Here is a 19,997-nt window from a genome sequence, read left to right as displayed (position 1 = left end):
CGGGACGCCACCGTGCTGCGACTGCTCCATACCGGCGCGATGCGGCTCGAAGGCCAGTTGATCGACGCATCGAACACGACGTTGCGGGCCGTCATCGAGGCCGACGGGACGGCGATCCGGTGCGTGTACAAACCAGTTCGCGGGGAACGCCCACTGTGGGACTTTCCGGACGGCACCCTGGCTGGCCGGGAGGTCGCCGCCCATTTGGTGGCGCAGGCGCTCGGGTGGCCGTTGGTGCCGCCTACGGTGTTGCGTGACGGTCCGATCGGTCCGGGCGCCTGCCAGCTGTGGATCGACGAGCCGGATGGTTCCGTGCCGCTGGTCGACTTCGTCGCGGCCGACCAGGTGCCGGCCGACTGGCTGCCGGTGGCGGCGGCCCGGGACACCGACGGGAAGCCGTACGCTCTGGCGCATGCCGATGATCCGCAGCTGGCCCGGCTCGCGGTGTTGGACATCGTGGTCAACAACGCCGACCGCAAGGGCGGGCACGTGCTGGCCGGACCGGACAACGAGGTGTACGGCGTCGACCACGGCTTGTGCTTCCACGTCGACGACAAGCTGCGTACGGTCTTGTGGGGCTGGTCCGGGCGCCCGTTGCCGCCGGAGGCCGGGTCGGCGTTGCGTCAGCTGCGTACGGCAGTCGACGCGACGCTGGGCGGGCAGTTGGCGTCGCTGCTCACCCAGGCCGAGGTTACCCAACTGGCCGGGCGGGTCGACGGGCTGATCGAGGCCGGGCGGTTTCCGTCGCCGCCGGCGACACGTAGCGCGATCCCTTGGCCGCCGATGTGATTCATCTGCCGTTCTCCGGCGCTGCCGGCACCGCTGGATAAGGTGGCGCCATGGACTCTTGGACCGGTCACGAGGTGCCCCAGCTGCCCGGCGCCGGTGTGCCGTTGGCGTTGTTCGACTCCGCTCGGCGGGCGGTGGCACCGACCCGGCCGGTCGACCCGGCGACGATGTACGTCTGCGGGATCACCCCGTATGACGCCACCCATCTCGGGCACGCCGCGACCATGCTCGCGTTCGATCTGGTGCAGCGGATGTGGCGGGACGCGGGGCACCGGGTGCGGTACGTGCAGAACGTTACCGATGTCGATGATCCGCTGCTGGAGCGGGCGGCCCGCGACGGGGAGGACTGGGTGGTCCTCGCGATGCGGGAGACCGCGCTGTTCCGGGAGGACATGGAGGCGTTGCGGATCATTCCGCCGGACCATTACGTGGGTGCGGTGGAGTCGATTCCGGCCATCGCCGAGCGGGTCGGCGTCCTGCTCGACCGCGGCGCCGGCTATCGGCTGGCCGATGGCACCGGTGACGTGTACTTCGACGTGGCCGCCGCGCCGCGGTTCGGCTACGAGTCGAACCTGTCCCGGGAGCAGATGCTGGTCTTTGCCGCCGAGCGGGGTGGTGATCCGCAGCGTCCGGGTAAACGTGACCCGCTGGATCCGCTGCTGTGGCGCGGTGCCCGCGACGGTGAGCCGGCCTGGGACGGCGGTCCCCTGGGCCCCGGCCGACCGGGCTGGCACATCGAGTGCGCGGTGATCGCGCTGGGTCTGCTGGGTGACCGGATCGACGTCCAGGGCGGCGGCAACGACCTGCTGTTCCCCCATCACGAGTGTTCCGCCGCGCACGCGGAGGTGCTGACCGGCACCGGCCCGTTCGCCGCCCACTACGCGCACGCCGGCATGATCGGCCTCAACGGGGAGAAGATGTCCAAGTCCCGGGGCAACCTGGTCTTCGTCTCCCGGCTGCGGGGCGACGGGGTACCGCCGATGGCTCTGCGGCTGGCGCTGATCTCCGGGCACTACCGGGCTGATCGCCAGTGGACCGACGATACGCTCAAAACCGGTCAGCAACGCTGGCACCGGTGGCGCGAGGCCGCCCGGTCCGCTGCCGGACCGTCCGGCGCAGAGCTGCTCGCCGGGGTCCGGGGCCGGCTGGCCGACGATCTCGACACGCCGGGTGCGTTGGCCCTGATCGACGAGTGGGCCGACCACGCGCTCGCCGGTACCGGAGTGGACCCGCAGGCCCCGGCGTTGATGGCCGAGACCTGCGATGCCCTGCTCGGGGTGCGCCTGCGTGACTGACCCGGCCGACCGCACCCGCGCCGGAGCACTGGTCGGGTCCGGCGCCGCCGTCGAACCCGACCAGTGCTCGAATTAGTTCGGTGTGCAGGTCAGGGTCGGTGCGACGGGGGTTCCGGTGGCCGAACCGATCAGACCGAAGCTGGTGGATGCCCCGGATCCGATGCTGCCGTTGTAACCGACGTTGGTGGCGGTGACGGTCGAACCGGTGCTGTTGATCGTGGCGTTCCAGGCCTGGGTCACCTGCTGCCCACTGGGGTTCGTCCAGCTCACCGTCCAGCGGCTGATCGGCGTTCCGCCGGCAGTCACCCGCACCTCGGCCTGGAAGCCGCCCTGCCAGCTGGCGACGACGGAGAAGGTCGCGGTGCAGCCGCCTGGCGCCGGGGTGGTCGGTGGTGCGGTGGTCGGTGATGCGGTCGTGGGCGCCGGGGTGGGCGGTGCGGTGGTCGGGGCCGGCGTGGTGGGCGGCGGGGACACGCCGGTGCCGCCGAAGTTTACGTCGCTGCAGAAGTAGTAGGTCTGGTCAGCGTGGCTGGCCTTCCAGATCAGGTAGACGAGGTGCCGTCCGGTCCGGCCGGGTGCGCTGACCGGGATGTCGACCGACACGCCGTTGAGGTTGGGGTTGCTGGTCCGGGTGCCCTCACCGGGGTCCGCGCCGTCGGTGGTCCGGACCAGCTCCAGGTCGCTCCAGCGCAGCCGCTGGGTGAGCGGGTTGAATCCCTGCCGGGTCACGTACACCAGGTGGTAGTCGGCGCCGTGCAGCGCCTGGTCGTGGTAGGTGACGGTGAAGTTCGTGCCGACGTCGGCGGCTCGCCAGTTGCCGGGTTCGTCCAGTGCGGCGTACCGGACCCCGCCGGTGTTGCCAGCGCTGCACAGTTGGCCGTCGGGGATGTGGGCCTGATGCTGGCCGTTGACCCCGTCGATGTAGAGGCTGTTCCAGTTCCACATGGCGGTGGAGTCCGCCTGCCAGGCCTGCCAGCACATCGGGTCCTCGGTGGCCATCGCGGGGTTCTGGAAGTCATTGGCCCAGCGCTCGTAGCACCCGTAGTTGCGCGACGGCGGATCGATCGATGATCCGTGGGCGGTGGCCACGTCGGCGAGCGCGGTGGTGCACAGCAGTGCGGCGGCTGCCGCGACGGTGAGCACCCGGCACAGCGGTGCCCATAGAGTGGCGGTGAGGGAAGGCATGTCTGCTCCCGGACAGAGGTTGGACGGCGGTGGCGGGTTCGCCGGGACAGGCGTTCCCGCCGGATCGGATGGTGGGTAGCCCGGTCCCGCCATGCCGCGCGACCCCTCGCGGCAGTCCCGTCCAGAGATTCACATGCCTCGATTTTCTTTGTCAATAGTTTGAATGCAAAACAAAGTAAGGCGAAAGAAGTGCCGGGTCAGCCGAGTACGAGACCGGGATCCGGGTCCGGATCAGGCATGGGTGCCGGCACCCGATACTCCTCGGTCAAGGTGGTCACCGGGCCGGGCCAGGTCGCCTGGGCCACCTCGATCGGCCGCCGGTCGCCGTCGTAGGCCACGTGCAGCAGATGTAGCACCGGGGTGTCCGGACGGATCCGGAGCAGCTGCGCCTCCTGCCGGCTGGGCTGGCGGGCGCTGAGTACGTCGCGCGCCCAGACGTACCGCCGACCAGTCACCTCCTCGGCCTCCTGGTATGTGGGCCGGCCGAACGGTTCGGCCCGCTCCAGACTGGTGCCGGCGGCGTCGGCCATCCGGAACCAGGATGCTCCCACCTCGACCGGTGAGTCCTCGGTGCGGACCAGGTGGCGGCGGACGATTAGCTCGGTACCATCGGTGACGCCGAAGGCGTCGGCCACCTCGGGCACCGCCGGGGCCGGGCCGACCTCGGTCAGTTGCTGGCGGTAGCGTGCCGCCAGGTCGGCGTGGTATCCACGGTGTCCGCCGTACCGGCCGCGAGCGAGTCGGTTGAGCCGGCGTCGGGTGCCCCGTACGAAGGTGCCGGAGCCCGGCTTGGTGATCAGCAGTCCTTCGACGCGGAGCTGATCGACGGTACGCTGCGCGGTCTGCTTGGCCACGCCGTACATCTCGGCGAGCGCGGGGATGGCGGGTAGCCGTTCGCCGGGTGCCCACTCACCGCGTCGAATCCGTTCCCGGATCAGATCGGCGATCTGGCGGTGTGGAACCTCGGCGGCTCCAGGATTGACCTGCATCTGTGAACTGACCGTCCTTCCCGACGAGATACCTAGCATCCTAGGACACAAAACACGGTGTGTCCAGCCCGACTACCGACGAAGCCGCACCATCGAAACTGTCAGTAACAAGCAGCCGACCCGGCCGTCCCGCGCCGGATCAGCGCCCGGCGGCAGTCACCGCTTGCGGGCGATCAGCGCACCGTTCGCACCGGGGGCGTCGAAGACGACGGTACGGATGGAACCGAAACCGGCATCGGCCAGCCAGTCGGCGTACTCGGTCTCCGAGTAGTTGCGCCCGCCCTCCGTCTCTACCAGCATGTTCATCCCCATCAGGGCGGCCTCGGGCGGACCGGTGCGTTCGGGGTTGAGCAGTAGCTCGCAGACGACGATCGTGCCGCCGGACGGCAGTGCGTCGTGGCAGCGGGCCAGCAGCGCCCGGTTGGTCGCTTCGTTCCAGTCGTGCAGGATCATGCTGAGCAGGATGGTGTCATATCCCTGCGGGAGCTTCTCGTCGGCGAAGAAGTCACCGGCGACGGTGTCGATCCGGTCGGCCAGACCTGCGGCGGCGGCCTTCTCCGCAGCGACCGGCACGACGTGTGGCACGTCGTAGACGCTCGCCCGCAGATGCGGGTAGCGCCGGCACAGCTCGATGGGATACGCGCCCGACCCGCCGCCCAGGTCGAGTAGCCGGTGGTGGGCGCTGAAATCGTAGGCGTCGCCCAGCGCGCGGGCCGTGAAGATCGACGCGGCGTACATCGCCTCCAGGAACAGGTTCCGGATCCGCGGGTCCACGTCGGCGAAGAGCGACTCCTGGGTGTCCGGATCCCAGGTCAGTGGCCGGTCGGTACGCAACGCCTCACCGATGCGGTGCCACGGTAGGTAGGTGCGTTCGTCGCAGTAGCGAATCTGACCGCCGAAGTAGTAGGGACGGTCGGCTACCAGGAACTCCTCGGCGATCGGCGCGTTGCGGTAGCTGTTGGAGCCGGGTTGCTTGGTGAGCAGTCCGAGCGAGGCGCAGGCGGCGAGCAGGGTATCCGCCGGGCGCTCAGCCAGCCCGTACTCGTCGCACAGTTGCCCGACGGTGATGGTCCGGCCGCCGGCGAGCCTGGTGAACAGGTTCAGCTCGACGGCGGCGGCCAGGGTCTTGAAGCTCCAGAAACCGGTCACCAGACGCATAAGAGGGGTGGGGGTTAGCATCCGGACATTTTCCGGTAAAGAGCCGTCCGACTGACGGAGCTGTCAGTTAGCCGATAGATCCAGGTCGGGTATCCGTCCGGCCGGTCACCACGAACCGGCTGTCGGGCCGGCCGACCCGCCCCTGCGGCGCAGGTACTTCTCGAACTCCTGGGCGATCTCGTCACCGGTCAGCGGCTGGATACCAGCATCGCCGACCCGTTCCTCCAACTCGCGAACGTATTCGCCCAGCTCGGCGTCCTGCTCGGCGGTGGCCCGCACCCGGGCCTCCCACTTCGCCGCCTCCTCGGCCATGTCGGCCATCGGCACCGGCAGGTCGAGCACGTCCTCCACTCGGTGCAGCAGCGCCAGTGTCGCCTTCGGGCAGGGTGGGTTGTTGGCGTAGTGCGGCACGTGCACCCAGAACGAGACCGCGTCCACCTCCGCGTGGGCACAGGCGTCCTGCAGTACTCCGACGATCCCGGTGGGACCGTCGTACCGGGTCGGGACGAGCTGGAGCCGCTGCGCCGCCTCCTTCTCCGAGGCGGTCCCGCTGATCGGCAGCGGCCGGGTGTACGGCACGTCGGCGAGTAGAGCGCCGAGCAGCACCACCCGGTTGACCTCCAGGCTGTGGCACAGCTCCAGGACCTGTTCACAGAAGGTGCGCCAGCGCATGCTCGGTTCGATCCCGTGGATCAGTACCACGTCCCGGTCGGTGCCTTCCGGGCTGGCCACCATGAACCGGGTCGTCGGCCATTCGATGCGGCGCGCGTCGCCGCTGGAGCCGGTGATGGTCGGCCGGCTGACCTGGAAGTCGTAGAAGTCCTCCGGGTCCAGCGCGGCGATTTCTCGGGCCTGCCAGACCTCCTGCAGGTGCTCGACGGCCGCAGTGGAGGCGTCTGCGGCGTCGTTCCAGCCTTCGAACGCGGCGATTGCCACCGGTGACCGCAGCACCGGCAGACCGTCGAACTCGGTCACCGAGCCTCCTCGCCGTCATTGCGACCTGGCAGCGCGTGCGCGGTCGTTGCGACTACTCGTCGACGTCTGGGTGCGGGGTAGTTGTCGTGCCTCACCCTGTCAGCCTACGTGCCGATCGACGACCCGGCCCGGTGGCCGCGCCGGCTCCACCGGCGGCCTGATCCGCGCACCGCCGCCGTACGTATTGCGCAACTGGGGCAGCATGGACCGCGGACGGCAACGCGTCGCCGTCCGACAAGTGAGCGAGGAGGCCGGTATGCGCCAGCCCGGCGACCGTGTCCGCAGCCGGTTTCAGCTGGTGGCGTTGTGTGCCGCCGTCGTCGCGGCGGCGGCCTGCGCCGCGGTGCCGCTGCCCGACGACGGGCCGGGTGAACCCAACCAGCCGGCGGTGCCTGGAGGCGGTGCCACCGGAGCGGGCGCCGACGGTTCACTCGACGGCACCGACACGGTCGAGGAGTTCGAGCAGGACATCGCGGGTGCCGAAGCTCTCGCCGACCAGTACTGGTCGCAGCGGTTCGCCGGGTTCGGCGCGTCGTTCGAGCCGATCGGGCAGGCCATCGCCTACCAGCGCGACGGCGAATTGAGCTGCGGCGACCAGCTCATTCCGCGTAACAACGCGGTCTACTGCCTGACAAGTGGGTCCGAGTTCATCGCCTACGACGCGAACTGGGCATTCGACGTGTTCCAGACGGTCGGCGACTCGTTTCTGTTCTACCTCATCGGCCATGAATACGCGCACGGAATTCAGGTTCGCCTGGACCTGGATTACCGGTTCAGCATCCAGCGGGAACTGGCCGCCGACTGTCTGGCCGGGGCCTACCTCGGCGACTCGGTACGCGACGGCACGCTGCAGCTCGACGACGGTGACCTGGAGGAGTTTCAACGCGGTCTGGCGACCGTGGCGGACGATCCCGACCAGCCGTGGTTCGAGGAGGGCTCGCACGGCACCGCCGACCAGCGGATCACGGCCTTCTTCAACGGGTACGACCGGTCGCTGGCCGGGTGTGACCTGACCTGACCGTCGCCGGCCGGCAGCCTGCGCTGCGCCGTCGCCGGCTGGGCGACAGCGCTGTGATCAGGCAGGATCGTGGGACGCATGTCGTGCCCGGACCAGGGAGGTTCCGCTGAATACTCTGCCACCCGCCGCCGTCCTGTTCGACATGGACGGCACGTTGATCGACAGCGAGAAGCTCTGGGACGTGGCCCTGCGGGAGCTGGCCGTGCACTACGGCGGGCAACTGTCCGCCGAGGCTCGGTTGGCGATGGTGGGTTCGGACATGGCCACCACGATGGGGCTGCTGCATGAGGACCTGGGCCAGCCGTGGCGGGACCCGGCGACCGGCGCTGCCTGGCTGACCCGACGGGTCACCGCCCTGTTCAGCGCCGGCGTCCCGGCCCGGCCGGGCGCGTTCGAGCTGGTCCGCGCGGTACGGACGGCCGGCCTCCGCACCGCGCTGGTCACCTCGACCGAGCGTGCTCTGGTGGACGTGGCACTGCACACCATCGGGCGGCACAACTTCGACGTGGTGTGCTGCGGAGACGAGGTGCCGGCGACCAAACCCGATCCGGCCCCGTACCTGGCCGCTGCGGCCGCCCTCGGCGTGTCGGCGGTGGACTGTGTGGCGGTCGAGGATTCCCCGGCCGGGGTGGCCAGCGCGCACGCCGCCGGGGCGGCGGTGCTCGCGGTGCCGGCCGAGGCGGTGTTTCCGGTGCCGGACCGGGTCCAGGTACGGGCGAGCCTGTGCGACGTGACCGTGGCCGATCTGACCGCGCTGCTTGCCGCGTACCGGGCTGATCTGCCCCTGGCGGCCGGTTGACGGGCTGCCCGGAGCGGGCTGCCCGTCAACCGCCTGGCGGTCACTCGTGCGAGATCGCCTGCAGTACGTTCAACCGGGACGCCCGCCAGGACGGCCACCAGGCGGCGACCACGCCGGCCAGCGCGGCGGCAACGACGAACCCGACGAGTTGGCCGACCGGCACACTGACCACAGACAGCACGTCCTGGCTGCGCATCGCGAACGACGCGGCCAGTCCGAGCGCCACGCCCAACGCCACGCCGAGCAGACAACCGAAGACCGCCATCAGCAGTGACTCGACGCGGACCATCCGGCGGACCTGGCGTCGGCTCATCCCCACCGCGCGTAGCAGCCCGAGTTCCCGGGTACGTTCGTGGATGCTCAGCACCAGGGTGTTGACGATCCCGATGAAGGCCACCAGTACGGCGAGGGCCAGCAGTACGTAGAAGATGCTGAGCAGGATGTCGACCAGCTGGTTCTGCTGCTCGACGAAGCTGCTGCGGTCGCCGACCGTCACCAACGGGTAGTCGGCCATCAGCGCCTCGGTCTCGGCGACGATCCGCTGCACGTCGGCGTCCGGGGTGGTGGCGACGAACCCCTGGTAGGCCAGCGGCCCGGCGAGGTACTGCACCTGGGACTCGGGCAGGATCAGCCCGGCGGTGAGCGCGGTGCGGTAGACGCCGACGAGTTCGTAGGTCCGTCCGCCGCCACGTGGCATGTCGATGACGATGTCGTCGCCGACCGTCCAGCCGTTGGACTCCGCGGTGTTCACGTCAACCACCGTCTCGCCGTCGCCGGCGTCGAGGCGGCCCTGTACGGTCTCGAAGGCGAACATCGAGCCGGCCTGTGACAGGTCGGTGGCAGAGATGAGCTGGTTGGGGCGGCCGTCGGCGGTCAGTATCGCGAGGTGGTACGCGACGGTGCCGGTCACGCCGTCGATCTCGGCTACCTGGTCGAGGCGTGCGGGGTCGAAGCCCTCCCGCCCGGTCGGCAGTTGCTGGCCGTTGGTCAAGATGATGATCTCGGCCCCGAGGCCGTTCTCCACCAGGTCGGTGGTGGTCGCCTTCAACGACGACCCGATCACCGCGATGGTGCTGACCAGGGTCACCCCGATCATCAGAGCGGCGGCGGTGACAGCGGTACGCCGCGGGTTGCGCAGCGTGTTGCGGCGGCCGAGACCGGTCGCCGTACCCCAGCTGATCAGGCGTCCGACGGCACCGGCCACCGGACGGGTGAGGGCGGGCGACAGCAGCGCCACGCCGATGATCGACAGCAGCACCCCACCGCCGAGCGCTACGGCGGTCAGCCCGGAGACACCGATCAGACCCACGGACAGCAGTCCCGCGCCGAGCGCGGTGACCACCCCACCGGTGATGGTGAGCCCGGTCAGCGGCCGGTCCGGGCGGACCACGTCCCGCATCGCGGCCACCGGTGGGACCGCCGAGGCACGGATCGCCGGAATCAACGCCGCGACCATGGTCATCAATACGCCGACCAGGTAGGACGCCAGGATCGCGACTGGTGAGACGATCAGCCCGCCAGCGGGCAGCGACAGCGCCTCGACTGCCAGGAACTGCAGGCCGGCGGCGACGCCGATACCGGCGGCCAGGCCGAGGGTGGCCGCGATCACGCCGACGACCAGCGCCTCGATCAGCACCGCCGAGGTGACCTGGGCCCAGCTGGCGCCGAGTGCCCGGAGCAGGGCCAGCTCGCGGGACCGCTGCGCGACCAGGATGTTGAACGTGTTGAAGATCAGGAACATGCCGACCAGCAACGCGATCAGCGCGAACCCGAGGAAGAACCAGTTGACGAAGGTCAGCAGCTGGGTGAACTGGGACGCCTGCTCGTCGGCGAGCTCCGCGCCGGTCACCGCCTCGAACCCGGCCGGCAGCCCGTCGGCCACCAGCCGCTTGAGCTCGTCGTCGGTGACGCCGGGGTCGGCGGTCAACTGTGCCGCGCCGAACACCCCGGTCTGGCCGTAGAACAACTGCTGTGCCTGTGGCACGGTGAAGGCGACCAGTGTCTCGCCGCCGAGGGTGGACCTGCCCCCGCTGTACTCCAGCAGGCCCACCACGTCGTACTCGCTGGCCTGGTAGGCGCTGGAGACGTACACCCGGATCCGGTCGCCGACCGTGACGCCGGCCTGCTCGGCGGTCAACCGGGTCACCGCGACCTCGTCGTCGGCGCTGGGCGTGCGTCCCTCGGCGACCTGGAGCAGCGCGTCGTCGCCGGCGGCGGTCAGGCCGATGCCCAGCTGCGGTGCCTGGCTCGGCACCGCCTTGCCGTCGGCGGCCCGGAACGGGATCACCCCGGTCGAACTGGCGTCACCGGTCACCGACGCCACCCCGTTGACAGCGGCGATGCGATCCAGGTCAGCGTCGGTCAGCAGCGGCGGCTCCGCCTGCTGACCGCCCGTATCGGCCGCCTGCACCTGTACGGCGACGTCCGCGTTGACGGTCTGGAAGAGCCGTTCGAAGCGGCTGCTCAAGCTGTCGGTGAGCACCGTGGCGCTGGAAACGAACAGCACCCCGAGGATGATCGCCACCCCGGACAGCACAAGTCGCAGCTTGCGGGAGAGCAGACTCTTCAACGTGGCGCGCAGCATCAGGCCTGCTCCTGCTCGATCGCCGCGACGTCGAGGCCCTTCAGCCGGTCGAGGACCGCCTCGGCGGTCGGCTGCTGTAGCTCGTCGACGATCCGGCCGTCGGCGAGGAAGACGACGCGGTCTGAGTAGGAGGCGGCGACCGGGTCGTGGGTGACCATGACGATGGTCTGCTGGTGGTCGCGTACCGAGTTGCGCAGGAACCCGAGAACGTCGGCGCCGGCGCGGGAGTCGAGGTTGCCGGTTGGCTCGTCGGCGAAGACAACGTCCGGGCGGGCGACGAGGGCGCGGGCGCAGGCGACCCGCTGCTGCTGGCCGCCGGACAGCTCGGTGGGTCGGTGGTGTAGGCGGTCACGCAGGCCGACGGTGTCGATCACGGTGTCGAACCAGGCCGGGTCGGGTTTGCGGCCGGCGATCGCCATGGGCAGCAGAATGTTCTCCTCGGCGGTGAGCGTGGGGAGGAGGTTGAACTGCTGGAAGATGAAGCCGAGTTTGTCCCGGCGGAGTCTGGTCAGTCCGGTGTCGTTCAGTCCGGTGATTGTGGTGTCGCCGATGGTGATGGTGCCGCGGGTGACGGTGTCGAGCCCGGCGAGGCAGTGCATCAGGGTGGATTTACCGGAGCCGGACGGCCCCATGATGGCGGTGAAGCGGGCGGGTTCCAGGTCGAGGGTGACGCCGTGCAGGGCGATCACCCGGGCTTCGCCGGTGCCGTACACCTTCCACACGTCGGCTGCCCGGGCAGCCGGTTCGGTCGCTGTCGTCGTTGTCACGTCGGAGGCTCCTACCGTTGTTGTCTGTCGCCAACGGTATGTTCCGGGCGCTGTGACTGGGTCCTGCCCGGGAACGGTTCACCACTCCGTCCACGACGGGGGGGCGCATCTCCGACCTGAGGATGATCGCGACGGGCCGGACTCATCCGCCAGGGCGGACCAGGCCGGACTCGTACGCCAGCACCACGGCCTGGACCCGGTCCCGCAGCCGGAGTTTGGTCAGCACGTGTCCGACGTGGGTCTTGATGGTGGTTTCGCTGACCGACAGGGTGGTGGCGATCTCGGCGTTGGACAGCCCTCGGGCCATCTGGATGAGCACTTCACGTTCCCGTTCGGTGAGCACGTCCAGCGCCTTCGGTGGTGCCGCGTCCGGGTCGGGCAGGGTGAGCGCGAACTTGTCCAACAGCCGGCGCAGGATCCGGGGGGCCACCACGGCCTCACCGACCGCCACTGTCCGGATGGCTGCCACCAGGTCCTCGGCGGGCACGTCCTTGGCCAGGAAACCGCTGGCACCGGCGCGCAGCGCCCCCACCACGTACTCGTCGAGGTCGAAGGTGGTGAGGATGAGGACCCGGACCGGCAGCCGGGCGTCGACGATCGCCTGGGTCGCCGCCACCCCGTCCATCCGGGGCATCCGGATGTCCATCAGCACGACGTCGGGCAGCAGCCGGCGGGCCAAATCGACGGCTTCCGCTCCGTCCGCCGCATCGCCGACGATGTCCAGGTCGTCCTCGGCGCCGAGGACCATCCGGAACCCGGTGCGCAGCAGCGGTTGGTCGTCGGCGAGCAGGATCCGCACCGGACGGGTGGTGGACGGCGCGGCGATGCCGGGTTCGCTCACGGTGCTCCTTGTCGGGTAGCCGCCCCCAGCTGCTCCATCGGCAGCTTGGCGTAGATGCGGAAGCCACCGCCCGGGCGCGGGCCGGTCCGCAGCGTGCCACCGTACAGGGCCACCCGCTCCCGCATTCCGACCAGACCGTGCCCGACCCGGCCGTGGTCCGGACCGGGCCCGCGGCCGGTGTCGAAGACCTCGACGATCAGCCAGTAGACGCCGAAGCTGAGCCGTACCTCGGCGGTTGCCGCTCCGGCGTGCTTGAGCGCGTTGGTGAGCGCCTCCTGGACGATCCGGTAGAGGGTCAGGGTCACACCGGGATCCAGGTCCCCGGGTACCCCGTCGATTCGCAGGGTCACCGGCAGACCGGCCTCGCGGATCTGCTCGACCAGGGACTCGATGCCGCCGAGCCCTGGCTGCGGGGTGAGCTCGGCGTCGGCCGGTTCGGCGTCGGTGCGCAGGACGTCGAGCAGCCGACGCATCTCCCGTAACGTGCTGCGGCTGGTGTCGGCGATGGTGCCGAGCGCCTCGTCGGCGGCGGCCGGGTCGCGGTGCAGTACCCGACGGGCACCGGTGGCCAGCACCCCCATCACGCTGACGTGGTGGGCGACGACGTCGTGCAGCTCCCGGGCGATCCGTCGCCGTTCGTCGGCGACCGCCTGGTCCGCAGCGGCCCGCTGGTTCTCCTCGGCTACCCGGGCGCGTTCGGCCAGCGTCCGCGTCGCCGACCGGCGGGCGTGCACGGTCCGCCCGATGAAGAAGGCGACCAGCATGGTCAGCCCGTTGACGAACAGCAGGTACATCCGGGAGATTCCCGGCAGTTCGGTGCCCTGCGGCAGCACCGCGTTGACGGTCAGCACCGGCAGCCACAGTACGGCGGCGGCGGCGACCGCCGGGCGTAGCGCCAGCCAGCAGGCCGCGGTGTAGGTCAGGATCACCAGTGCGAGCGCCATACTCGCCGGCTCGTGGCCGGTCAGCAGCGGGACTGCCACCATCGCGGCGCTGGCCAGCACGGCCGGCCAGACGACGACCCGACGTACCGCGATCGGCGCTGCCACGATCAGGCTCCAGCCGACGACGGCCGGCCAGCCGAGGTCTGACTCGGGCCTCGGCTGGCCGGCCGGGCCGAGCCCGTGCAGGGCCAGATCGACCAGGACGACCGCGGCGGCGAGCAGACCGTCGCGGGCCAGCACCGACGGTACCGAACCGGTCGTGCCGGTGCTCCGGGCCCTACCCCACCACCGCCACCACCAGGACTGGTGTGGTCCGGTGGACCGGTCCGGCTCGGTGGGCTCCATGCCGCGACGGTATCCGGTACGGCGGTGGCGTCGCGCCCACCACGGCGCAGGACCTGGTCTCCTCCCTCAGGAGGAGACCAGGTCCTGCGCCAGGTCGGGGAAGGGCGGCGGGGTCCCGCCGTACACCGGGCAGTACGTCTGGTAGCTGCACCAGTCGCAGAGCCGGCTCTGTTTGGGGCGGAAGTCCCGGCTCTCGGTGGCCTGCAGGATTGCCCGCCAAAGCGCCAGGACGGTGCGTTCGAACCGCTGCAGCTCCTCGGCGTCTGGCGTGTAGTCGCAGACCTCGCAGTCGCGCAGGTACAGCAGCCGGAGCACCCGGGGGACGACGCCGCGGGTGCGCCACAGCACCAGGGCGTAGAACTTCAGCTGGAACAGTGCCCGGGACTCGAACGCCTCGCGCGGGGCACCGCCGGTCTTGTAGTCGACCACCCGCAGGTCCCCGCCGGGGGAGACGTCCAGCCGGTCGATGTAGCCGCGGATCAGCAGCTGTCCGTCGACCACCGCGTTGACCAGGCTCTCCCGTTCGGCCGGTTCCAGCCGGCGAGGATCCTCGACGGTGAAGTAGCCGTCGAGCAGGTGCCGCGCGGCGGCCAGGAACTCGTCCAGTTCCGGGCGGGGCGCCGGCTCGTCGGACGCCGGTTCCGCCGGTCCGGTGGAGACGACGTCGGCCAGCGTCGGGTCGGTGTCCAGCAGCCGTTGCCACTGCGGGGCGACCAGGGCGGCGGCCGCGGCCGGGATGCGCTGGTCGGCCGGCAGATCGAACAACCGTTCCAGGACGGCGTGGACCAGGGTGCCCCGGGCCTGGTCGACGGTGGTCCGCTCGGGTAGCCGGTCGATGCTGCGGAACCGGTACAGCAGCGGGCAGGTCTTGAAGTCGGCCGCCCGAGACGGCGACAAGGTGGCCAGCCGGGGCGGTCCGACGTCGGGCGCGATCTCCGGACCGGTTGTCACTGCGCGTACCGTTTCCGCCGTCATGGCAGGCAGGGTATGGCACTGGTGTGACAACCCGGCCGGCGGCTCGGCGACAAACCGTGCGCGCCGGGCGGTACGGCGTTCCGTAGCATCAACCCGATGGAGGACACCGCGAAACGCCCCGACCGGCGCCCTGACCGGCGGCCGGGGATCAGCCTCGGCCGGGTGCTCGGCTTCCCGGTGCACCTCCACACCTCGGTGCTGTTCCTGGCGATCCTGGTCACCGTGCTGTACGGCGAGTTCGTCCGCACCCAGCTGGACGTGCCACAGCCGGCCCGGTACGCGGTCGGCCTGGGCTTCGTGGTCTGTCTGCTCGGTTCGGTGCTGCTGCACGAGTTGGGTCACGCGTTGACCGCCCGCCGGTACGGCATCGGCGTTCGCGGGATCACCCTGGAGATGCTCGGCGGCTACACCGAAATGGACCGGGACGCCCCGACCCCCAAGGTCGACCTGCTGGTGTCGCTGGCCGGTCCGGCGGTGTCGCTGGTCCTGGGACTGGTCGCGGTGGTGGCCACCGTGCTGCTGCCGGACCGTACGTTGATCGACCAGTTGGCGTTCCAGTTGGCGGCGGCGAACCTGCTGGTGGCGGTGTTCAACGCGTTGCCGGGGCTGCCCCTCGACGGCGGGCGCGCGCTGCGTGCCGCGGTCTGGGCGGTGACCAGGGACCGCCACGTCGGCACCGAGGCCGCCGGTTGGGTCGGTCGGGCCGTGGCGGCGGGCACCGCCGGCCTGGTCGTGCTGCTCACGGTGGCCGGTATCCTGTCCCCGTTCGGGCTGATCTTCATGCTGCTGGTGGCGTTCACCCTCTGGCAGGGTGCCGGCCAGTCGATCCGGGTCGCGCGCATCGGCCGCCGGTTCCCGTTGGTCAACCTGGCGAAGCTCGCCCAGCCGGTCTTTCCGGTGCCGAGCGGCACACCGTTGGCCGAGGCGCAGCGTCGGGTCGCCGGCCCCCACCCGGCGCAGCCGGGTGGGGGCCGGGAGCCGGCCCTGGCGGTGACGGACTCGGTCGGCCGGTTGGTCGCGCTGGTGGACCGGGCCGCGGCCGCGGCGGTCCCGCCGGAGCGCCGCCCGTGGGTGGCGGTCGACACCGTCGCGCGCGGTATCGACGGGGTACGCCGGATCCCGGTCGACCTCACCGGCGAGCAGGTGGTCCGTACCGTGCAGGAACATCCGGGCGCGCAGTACCTGGTGACCCGGGGCGAGGACGTGATCGGCGTACTGCACGTCGCCGATCTGGCGCAGTTGTTGGAACCGAACCGAAAGATGAGCCCGTGACCCCTCCGCCGACCGCCGTCGCATCCGGCGACGTCAGTACCACGCCGATCTCCACCCGGCGTGGCCCCTTCCAGCCGGGCGACCGGGTGCAGCTGACCGACCCGAAGGGGCGGATGCACACCGTCACGCTCGCTGCCGGCCGGTCGTTCCATACCCATCGCGGTGCCCTGGCGCACGACGAGCTGATCGGCCTGCCCGAAGGCAGCGTGGTGACGTCGGCCGGCGGTACCGCGTACCTCGCGCTGCGTCCACTGCTGGCCGACTACGTGCTGAGCATGCCGCGCGGGGCCCAGGTGATCTATCCGAAGGACGCCGCGCAGATCGTAGCGATGGGTGACGTGTTCCCGGGTGCCCGGGTGCTGGAGGCCGGTGCCGGGTCGGGCGCGCTGACCTGTTCGCTGCTGCGCGCCGTCGGCACCGACGGTGAGGTGCACTCGTACGAGGCCCGGGCGGACTTCGCCGAGGTGGCTCGGACGAACGTGCAGGCGTTCTTCGGTGGCCCGCACCCGGCGTGGCGGCTGCACGTCGGTGATGTCGCATCCTGTCCGGAGGTCGGCTTCGACCGGATCATCCTGGACATGTTGACGCCGTGGGAGGTGCTGGACCTGGTGGCTCGGGCGTTGCTGCCCGGCGGGGTCTTCGTCGGCTACGTCGCCACCACGCCGCAGCTGAGCGAACTGGTCGAGGCGTTGCGCGCCGACGGCGGGTTCACCGAACCCCGGGCGTGGGAGTCGCTGGTGCGGGACTGGCATGTCGACGGGCTGGCGGTGCGGCCCGACCACCGGATGATCGGGCATACCGCGTTCCTGGTGTCGGCCCGCCGGCTGGCTCCGGGGGTCAGCGCGCCGCCGCGGCGGCGCAAGCCGAGCAAGGGAGCGGAGGCGTACGCGGCGCGCCGTCGGGACCGCGCCGGTGCGCCGGTGCCGTCCGACGCCGCCGGCCCGGCGTCACCCGACGGGGCCGAAGGGCCGGCGGTGTCGCTGGGCACGGGGGCCGGGACGGGTCCGGCATGAGCCGGCCCGCGTTCGGTGGTGGCGAGTTGCCGGCGGTCTTCCCCGACTGGTCGCCCTATCCGGAGCTGGACGCGGCCAGCCGGGCGTACCTGCGGGATCCGGACGTCGCGCTGGAGGCGCTCGGTGGGGTGCTGGCGGGTGCCGAGGTTCTCGCCTTCACCCTCGAGCGGTTCGTCAACGAGGTCAACGGAGTCTGGCAGGAGGTGGCGATCTGCGACGGCAGCCGGATGGTCCTGTGGCACGGTGAGGACGTCCCGCCGGGGGACGGGCCGGTCGGGTCGATGACGTCGTCGCTGCGGGTAGTGCCGTTGTCCACGGTCACCGAGGTCGGCTGCCGCCGCCGGCTGACCCGTACGCCGACCGGGCAGATCCGGGTGGACAGCGTCGACGTCTACCTGCTGCTCAGTTCGCAGGACGAGACGCAACCGGAGGAGCCTCTCGGCCCCCGGCACGACGCGCTGCGGTTCGGCAAGACGCTCGACGACGGTGGTTCGGGGCAGATCGCGCGGCTCGAGGAGTTCGCCCGGGTGGTCGCCTCGGTGGTGGGCCGTCCGTTACTGTGACGTGGGCCACGCATCGCAGGGCAGGTGGCCGTCCCGGCGGGCAGCAGGCCCGTACCAGGTAGACCGGGCGGCTAACCGGCGTCCGGTCCGCTGACCTCGGTCTGGTCGTCCGCGCGGACCACGTGGATGCACTCGCCGGGACAGTCCTTGGCCGCGTCGATCACGTCGAGCCGCAGCCGTTCGGGGACTGCGACCCGGGCGCCCTCGGCGACCTGCAGTTCGCCGGAGGCGTCCTTGACGTAGGCGAGTCCGTCGATGTCGAACTCGAAGACGTCCCGGGCGTACTGCACGCACAGCCCGTCCCCGGTGCAGAGGTCCTGGTCGACCCAGACCTGCAGCTCCGTGTCGGTTGATGCCGTTTCGCCCGGCTCTCCGGGGGACCGGGTCTCGGTCGGGGTCGTCACCGCGCACCTCCCTGAGTCGTGCCCGTCCTCGCGTCCCGACGGTACCCGACACGCCGTGGGACCGGCCGGCCAGGCGTCCGTCGGCCGCTTGTGACGTGCCCGAGCGATCAAGGTTGTGGGACGACTGTGTTGCGTGGGTTCGAAACGTCCGGCAAACGGCTAGTGTTAGGGCAGTACGTTTTAGCCCCCGGGGAGGTGGGACGTGGCACGCAGCGACGACGCGGATTCGCGCGCCGCACGGTGGGAGAAGGAGGCCCACGATCTCTCCACCCAGGTCGCGTTTCTTCAAGAGGAACTCGCTCTGGTGCGGCGCAAGTTGACCGAAAGCCCCCGACACGTCCGGCAGCTCGAGGAACGGCTGGCGGCAGCGCAGGCGCAGCTGGCCCGACTGACCGAGAACAACGAACGGCTCGTGGCGACCCTCAAGGAAGCCCGGGCCCAGATCGTCACGCTCAAGGAGGAGATCGACCGGCTGGCGCAACCGCCCAGCGGGTACGGCGTCTTCCTGGCCCGACACGCGGATGGCACGGTGGATGTCTTCACCGGTGGCCGGAAGCTGCGGGTGGCGCTCTCCCCCTCGTTGGACGCCGACGAGCTCCAACGCGGCCAGGAGGTTCTGCTCAACGACGCGCTCAACGTGGTCGACGCGTTCGGGTACGAGCGGGTCGGTGAGGTGGTGATGCTCAAGGAACTCCTCGACAACCCGACCGGCGAGCCGAGTGACCGTGCTCTGGTCATCTCGCACGCCGACGAGGAGCGGGTGGTGCACCTGGCGCAGACGCTGGTCGGCAGCGCGCTGCGGGCCGGCGACTCGCTGATGATCGAGCCGCGGTCGGCGTACGCCTACGAGCGGATCCCGAAGAGCGAGGTCGAGGAGCTGGTGCTGGAGGAGGTGCCGGACGTCGACTACACCGACATCGGCGGCCTGCACGCCCAGATCGAGCAAATCAGGGACGCGGTCGAGCTGCCGTTCCTGCACGCGGAGCTGTTCCGTGAGCACCACCTGCGCCCACCGAAGGGCATCCTGCTCTACGGTCCGCCCGGGTGCGGCAAGACCCTGATCGCCAAGGCGGTGGCCAACTCCCTGGCCAAGAAGATCGCTGAGCGGCGGGGTGAGGAGAAGCACACCAGCTACTTCCTCAACATCAAGGGCCCTGAGCTGCTCAACAAGTACGTCGGTGAGACCGAGCGGCACATCCGGCTGATCTTCCAGCGGGCCCGGGAGAAGGCCGGCGAGGGTACTCCGGTGATCGTGTTCTTCGATGAGATGGACTCGGTCTTCCGGACCCGCGGTTCCGGTGTCTCCTCGGACGTGGAGAACACCATCGTTCCGCAGCTGCTGAGCGAGATCGACGGGGTCGAGGGCCTGGAGAACGTGATCGTGATCGGTGCCTCCAACCGGGAGGACATGATCGATCCGGCGATCCTGCGGCCCGGTCGGCTGGACGTCAAGATCAAGATTGAGCGTCCGGACGCCGAGGCGGCCAAGGATATCTTCTCCAAGTACATCCTCACCGGGCTGCCGCTGCACCCGGACGACCTCACCGAGCACGGCGACGATCCGCAGGCCACGGTGGCAGCCATGATCGATGCCGTGGTGCTGCGGATGTACTCGGAGACCGACGAGAACCGGTTCCTCGAGGTGACCTACGCCAACGGGGACAAGGAGGTCCTGTACTTCAAGGACTTCAACTCCGGCGCGATGATTCAGAACATCGTCGACCGGGGCAAGAAGATGGCAATCAAGGAGTTCCTCACCTCCGGGCGCAAGGGTCTGCGGTTGCAGCACCTGCTCGACGCGTGCGTCGACGAGTTCCGGGAGAACGAGGACCTGCCCAACACCACAAACCCGGACGACTGGGCCCGGATCTCCGGCAAGAAAGGGGAGCGGATCGTCTACATCCGTACCCTCGTCTCCGGCGGCAAGGGCGCGGAGGCCGGCCGGTCGATCGAGACGGCCAGCAACACCGGGCAGTACCTCTGACCACGGCCCGGTGTCCCGCACCCCGCCTCGGGGTGCGGGACACCGGCTCCGCGCCGCGGTCCGTGCGCGCCGCGGGACCGGTGTCCGACGTGCCCCC

The 19,997-nt window shown here is 70.3% G+C and carries 18 protein-coding genes; 8 read left to right on the top strand and 10 right to left on the bottom strand.

What is annotated here, in order from left to right:
* Positions 1-39: 39 nt before the first annotated feature.
* Together ACFHWS_RS18390 and mshC are read left to right on the top strand one after the other, a co-directional pair.
* A complete protein-coding gene (locus ACFHWS_RS18390; RefSeq protein WP_416555869.1) occupies positions 40-789 on the top strand; it encodes an SCO1664 family protein in 750 nt (249 codons plus the stop codon).
* 50 nt (positions 790-839) lie between these two features.
* Positions 840-2,084 carry a cysteine--1-D-myo-inosityl 2-amino-2-deoxy-alpha-D-glucopyranoside ligase gene (gene mshC / locus ACFHWS_RS18385; RefSeq protein ID WP_416568627.1) on the top strand — a complete coding sequence of 415 codons (1,245 nt, stop codon included), beginning with the start codon at positions 840-842 and terminating at the stop codon, positions 2,082-2,084.
* Positions 2,085-2,156: 72 nt separating this feature from the next.
* Here mshC and ACFHWS_RS18380 read toward each other — a convergent pair whose 3' ends face one another.
* The 4 genes from ACFHWS_RS18380 to ACFHWS_RS18365 form a co-directional block, all read right to left on the bottom strand.
* Positions 2,157-3,269, bottom strand: a complete 1,113-nt coding sequence (locus tag ACFHWS_RS18380) for a lytic polysaccharide monooxygenase auxiliary activity family 9 protein (RefSeq protein WP_416555804.1) — start codon at positions 3,267-3,269, stop codon at positions 2,157-2,159.
* 197 nt (positions 3,270-3,466) lie between these two features.
* Positions 3,467-4,258 (bottom strand): GntR family transcriptional regulator, encoded by a 792-nt coding sequence (locus ACFHWS_RS18375; RefSeq protein WP_416555805.1) that lies wholly within the window; start codon positions 4,256-4,258, stop codon positions 3,467-3,469.
* 156 nt (positions 4,259-4,414) lie between these two features.
* Positions 4,415-5,437 (bottom strand): methyltransferase, encoded by a 1,023-nt coding sequence (locus ACFHWS_RS18370; protein ID WP_416555806.1) that lies wholly within the window; start codon positions 5,435-5,437, stop codon positions 4,415-4,417.
* A gap of 84 nt (positions 5,438-5,521) precedes the next feature.
* The gene (locus ACFHWS_RS18365; RefSeq protein ID WP_416555807.1) at positions 5,522-6,391 is read right to left on the bottom strand and encodes a PAC2 family protein; all 870 of its coding nucleotides are present in this window, start codon (positions 6,389-6,391) and stop codon (positions 5,522-5,524) included.
* A gap of 256 nt (positions 6,392-6,647) precedes the next feature.
* Here ACFHWS_RS18365 and ACFHWS_RS18360 point away from each other — a divergent pair, with 256 nt between their 5' ends.
* Complete coding sequence (locus ACFHWS_RS18360) at positions 6,648-7,409, top strand: neutral zinc metallopeptidase (RefSeq protein ID WP_416555808.1); 762 nt, start codon at positions 6,648-6,650, stop codon at positions 7,407-7,409.
* A gap of 106 nt (positions 7,410-7,515) precedes the next feature.
* Complete coding sequence (locus tag ACFHWS_RS18355) at positions 7,516-8,208, top strand: HAD family hydrolase (RefSeq protein ID WP_416555870.1); 693 nt, start codon at positions 7,516-7,518, stop codon at positions 8,206-8,208.
* Between the two features lie 40 nt (positions 8,209-8,248).
* Here the strand turns inward: ACFHWS_RS18355 and ACFHWS_RS18350 are convergent, their stop codons facing one another.
* The 5 genes from ACFHWS_RS18350 to ACFHWS_RS18330 form a co-directional block, all read right to left on the bottom strand.
* Positions 8,249-10,792, bottom strand: coding sequence for an ABC transporter permease (locus tag ACFHWS_RS18350; RefSeq protein WP_416568626.1), 2,544 nt, complete (start codon positions 10,790-10,792; stop codon positions 8,249-8,251).
* Complete coding sequence (locus ACFHWS_RS18345) at positions 10,792-11,559, bottom strand: ABC transporter ATP-binding protein (RefSeq protein WP_416555810.1); 768 nt, start codon at positions 11,557-11,559, stop codon at positions 10,792-10,794. Before ACFHWS_RS18345 ends, ACFHWS_RS18350 begins: the two co-directional genes overlap by 1 nt.
* Positions 11,560-11,701: 142 nt before the next feature.
* Positions 11,702-12,400 (bottom strand): response regulator, encoded by a 699-nt coding sequence (locus tag ACFHWS_RS18340; protein ID WP_416568625.1) that lies wholly within the window; start codon positions 12,398-12,400, stop codon positions 11,702-11,704.
* Positions 12,397-13,689 carry a sensor histidine kinase gene (locus ACFHWS_RS18335; protein ID WP_416555812.1) on the bottom strand — a complete coding sequence of 431 codons (1,293 nt, stop codon included), beginning with the start codon at positions 13,687-13,689 and terminating at the stop codon, positions 12,397-12,399. The genes ACFHWS_RS18340 and ACFHWS_RS18335 overlap by 4 nt, the downstream gene beginning before the upstream one ends.
* A gap of 66 nt (positions 13,690-13,755) precedes the next feature.
* Entirely contained in the window at positions 13,756-14,640 is an 885-nt protein-coding gene (locus ACFHWS_RS18330; RefSeq protein WP_416555871.1) for a PD-(D/E)XK nuclease family protein, read from the bottom strand.
* A gap of 186 nt (positions 14,641-14,826) precedes the next feature.
* Here ACFHWS_RS18330 and ACFHWS_RS18325 point away from each other — a divergent pair, with 186 nt between their 5' ends.
* From ACFHWS_RS18325 to ACFHWS_RS18315, 3 genes are read left to right on the top strand one after another with little or no spacing between them, the layout of a single operon-like run.
* Complete coding sequence (locus tag ACFHWS_RS18325; protein ID WP_416555872.1) at positions 14,827-15,936, top strand: site-2 protease family protein; 1,110 nt, start codon at positions 14,827-14,829, stop codon at positions 15,934-15,936.
* Complete coding sequence (locus ACFHWS_RS18320; RefSeq protein ID WP_416555813.1) at positions 15,933-16,949, top strand: tRNA (adenine-N1)-methyltransferase; 1,017 nt, start codon at positions 15,933-15,935, stop codon at positions 16,947-16,949. Before ACFHWS_RS18325 ends, ACFHWS_RS18320 begins: the two co-directional genes overlap by 4 nt.
* Positions 16,946-17,512 carry a hypothetical protein gene (locus ACFHWS_RS18315; protein ID WP_416555814.1) on the top strand — a complete coding sequence of 189 codons (567 nt, stop codon included), beginning with the start codon at positions 16,946-16,948 and terminating at the stop codon, positions 17,510-17,512. The genes ACFHWS_RS18320 and ACFHWS_RS18315 overlap by 4 nt, the downstream gene beginning before the upstream one ends.
* A gap of 71 nt (positions 17,513-17,583) precedes the next feature.
* Here the strand turns inward: ACFHWS_RS18315 and ACFHWS_RS18310 are convergent, their stop codons facing one another.
* Positions 17,584-17,850 (bottom strand): ferredoxin, encoded by a 267-nt coding sequence (locus tag ACFHWS_RS18310; protein ID WP_416555873.1) that lies wholly within the window; start codon positions 17,848-17,850, stop codon positions 17,584-17,586.
* A gap of 268 nt (positions 17,851-18,118) precedes the next feature.
* Between ACFHWS_RS18310 and arc the strand changes: the two genes are divergently transcribed.
* Positions 18,119-19,900, top strand: a complete 1,782-nt coding sequence (gene arc, locus ACFHWS_RS18305; protein ID WP_123601513.1) for a proteasome ATPase — start codon at positions 18,119-18,121, stop codon at positions 19,898-19,900.
* Positions 19,901-19,997: the final 97 nt, after the last annotated feature.

The sequence above is a fragment of the Micromonospora sp. LOL_013 genome (assembly GCF_048060315.1).
Classification (GTDB): Bacteria; Actinomycetota; Actinomycetes; order Mycobacteriales; family Micromonosporaceae; genus Micromonospora_E.
Note: the sequence above shows the minus strand (reverse complement) of the source record. Positions and strands in the feature narration are given on the sequence as shown.

Bases quoted from the DNA above. Each gene is read 5' to 3' on its own strand.
- ACFHWS_RS18390 (WP_416555869.1), top strand. From the start codon at position 40: ATGCGGCTCGAAGGCCAGTTGATCGACGCATCGAACACGACGTTGCGG.
- ACFHWS_RS18380 (WP_416555804.1), bottom strand. From the start codon at position 3,269: ATGCCTTCCCTCACCGCCACTCTATGGGCACCGCTGTGCCGGGTGCTC.
- ACFHWS_RS18360 (WP_416555808.1), top strand. From the start codon at position 6,648: ATGCGCCAGCCCGGCGACCGTGTCCGCAGCCGGTTTCAGCTGGTGGCG.
- ACFHWS_RS18375 (WP_416555805.1), bottom strand. From the start codon at position 4,258: ATGCAGGTCAATCCTGGAGCCGCCGAGGTTCCACACCGCCAGATCGCC.
- ACFHWS_RS18350 (WP_416568626.1), bottom strand. From the start codon at position 10,792: ATGCTGCGCGCCACGTTGAAGAGTCTGCTCTCCCGCAAGCTGCGACTT.
- ACFHWS_RS18335 (WP_416555812.1), bottom strand. From the start codon at position 13,689: ATGGAGCCCACCGAGCCGGACCGGTCCACCGGACCACACCAGTCCTGG.
- mshC (WP_416568627.1), top strand. From the start codon at position 840: ATGGACTCTTGGACCGGTCACGAGGTGCCCCAGCTGCCCGGCGCCGGT.
- ACFHWS_RS18370 (WP_416555806.1), bottom strand. From the start codon at position 5,437: ATGCTAACCCCCACCCCTCTTATGCGTCTGGTGACCGGTTTCTGGAGC.
- ACFHWS_RS18315 (WP_416555814.1), top strand. From the start codon at position 16,946: ATGAGCCGGCCCGCGTTCGGTGGTGGCGAGTTGCCGGCGGTCTTCCCC.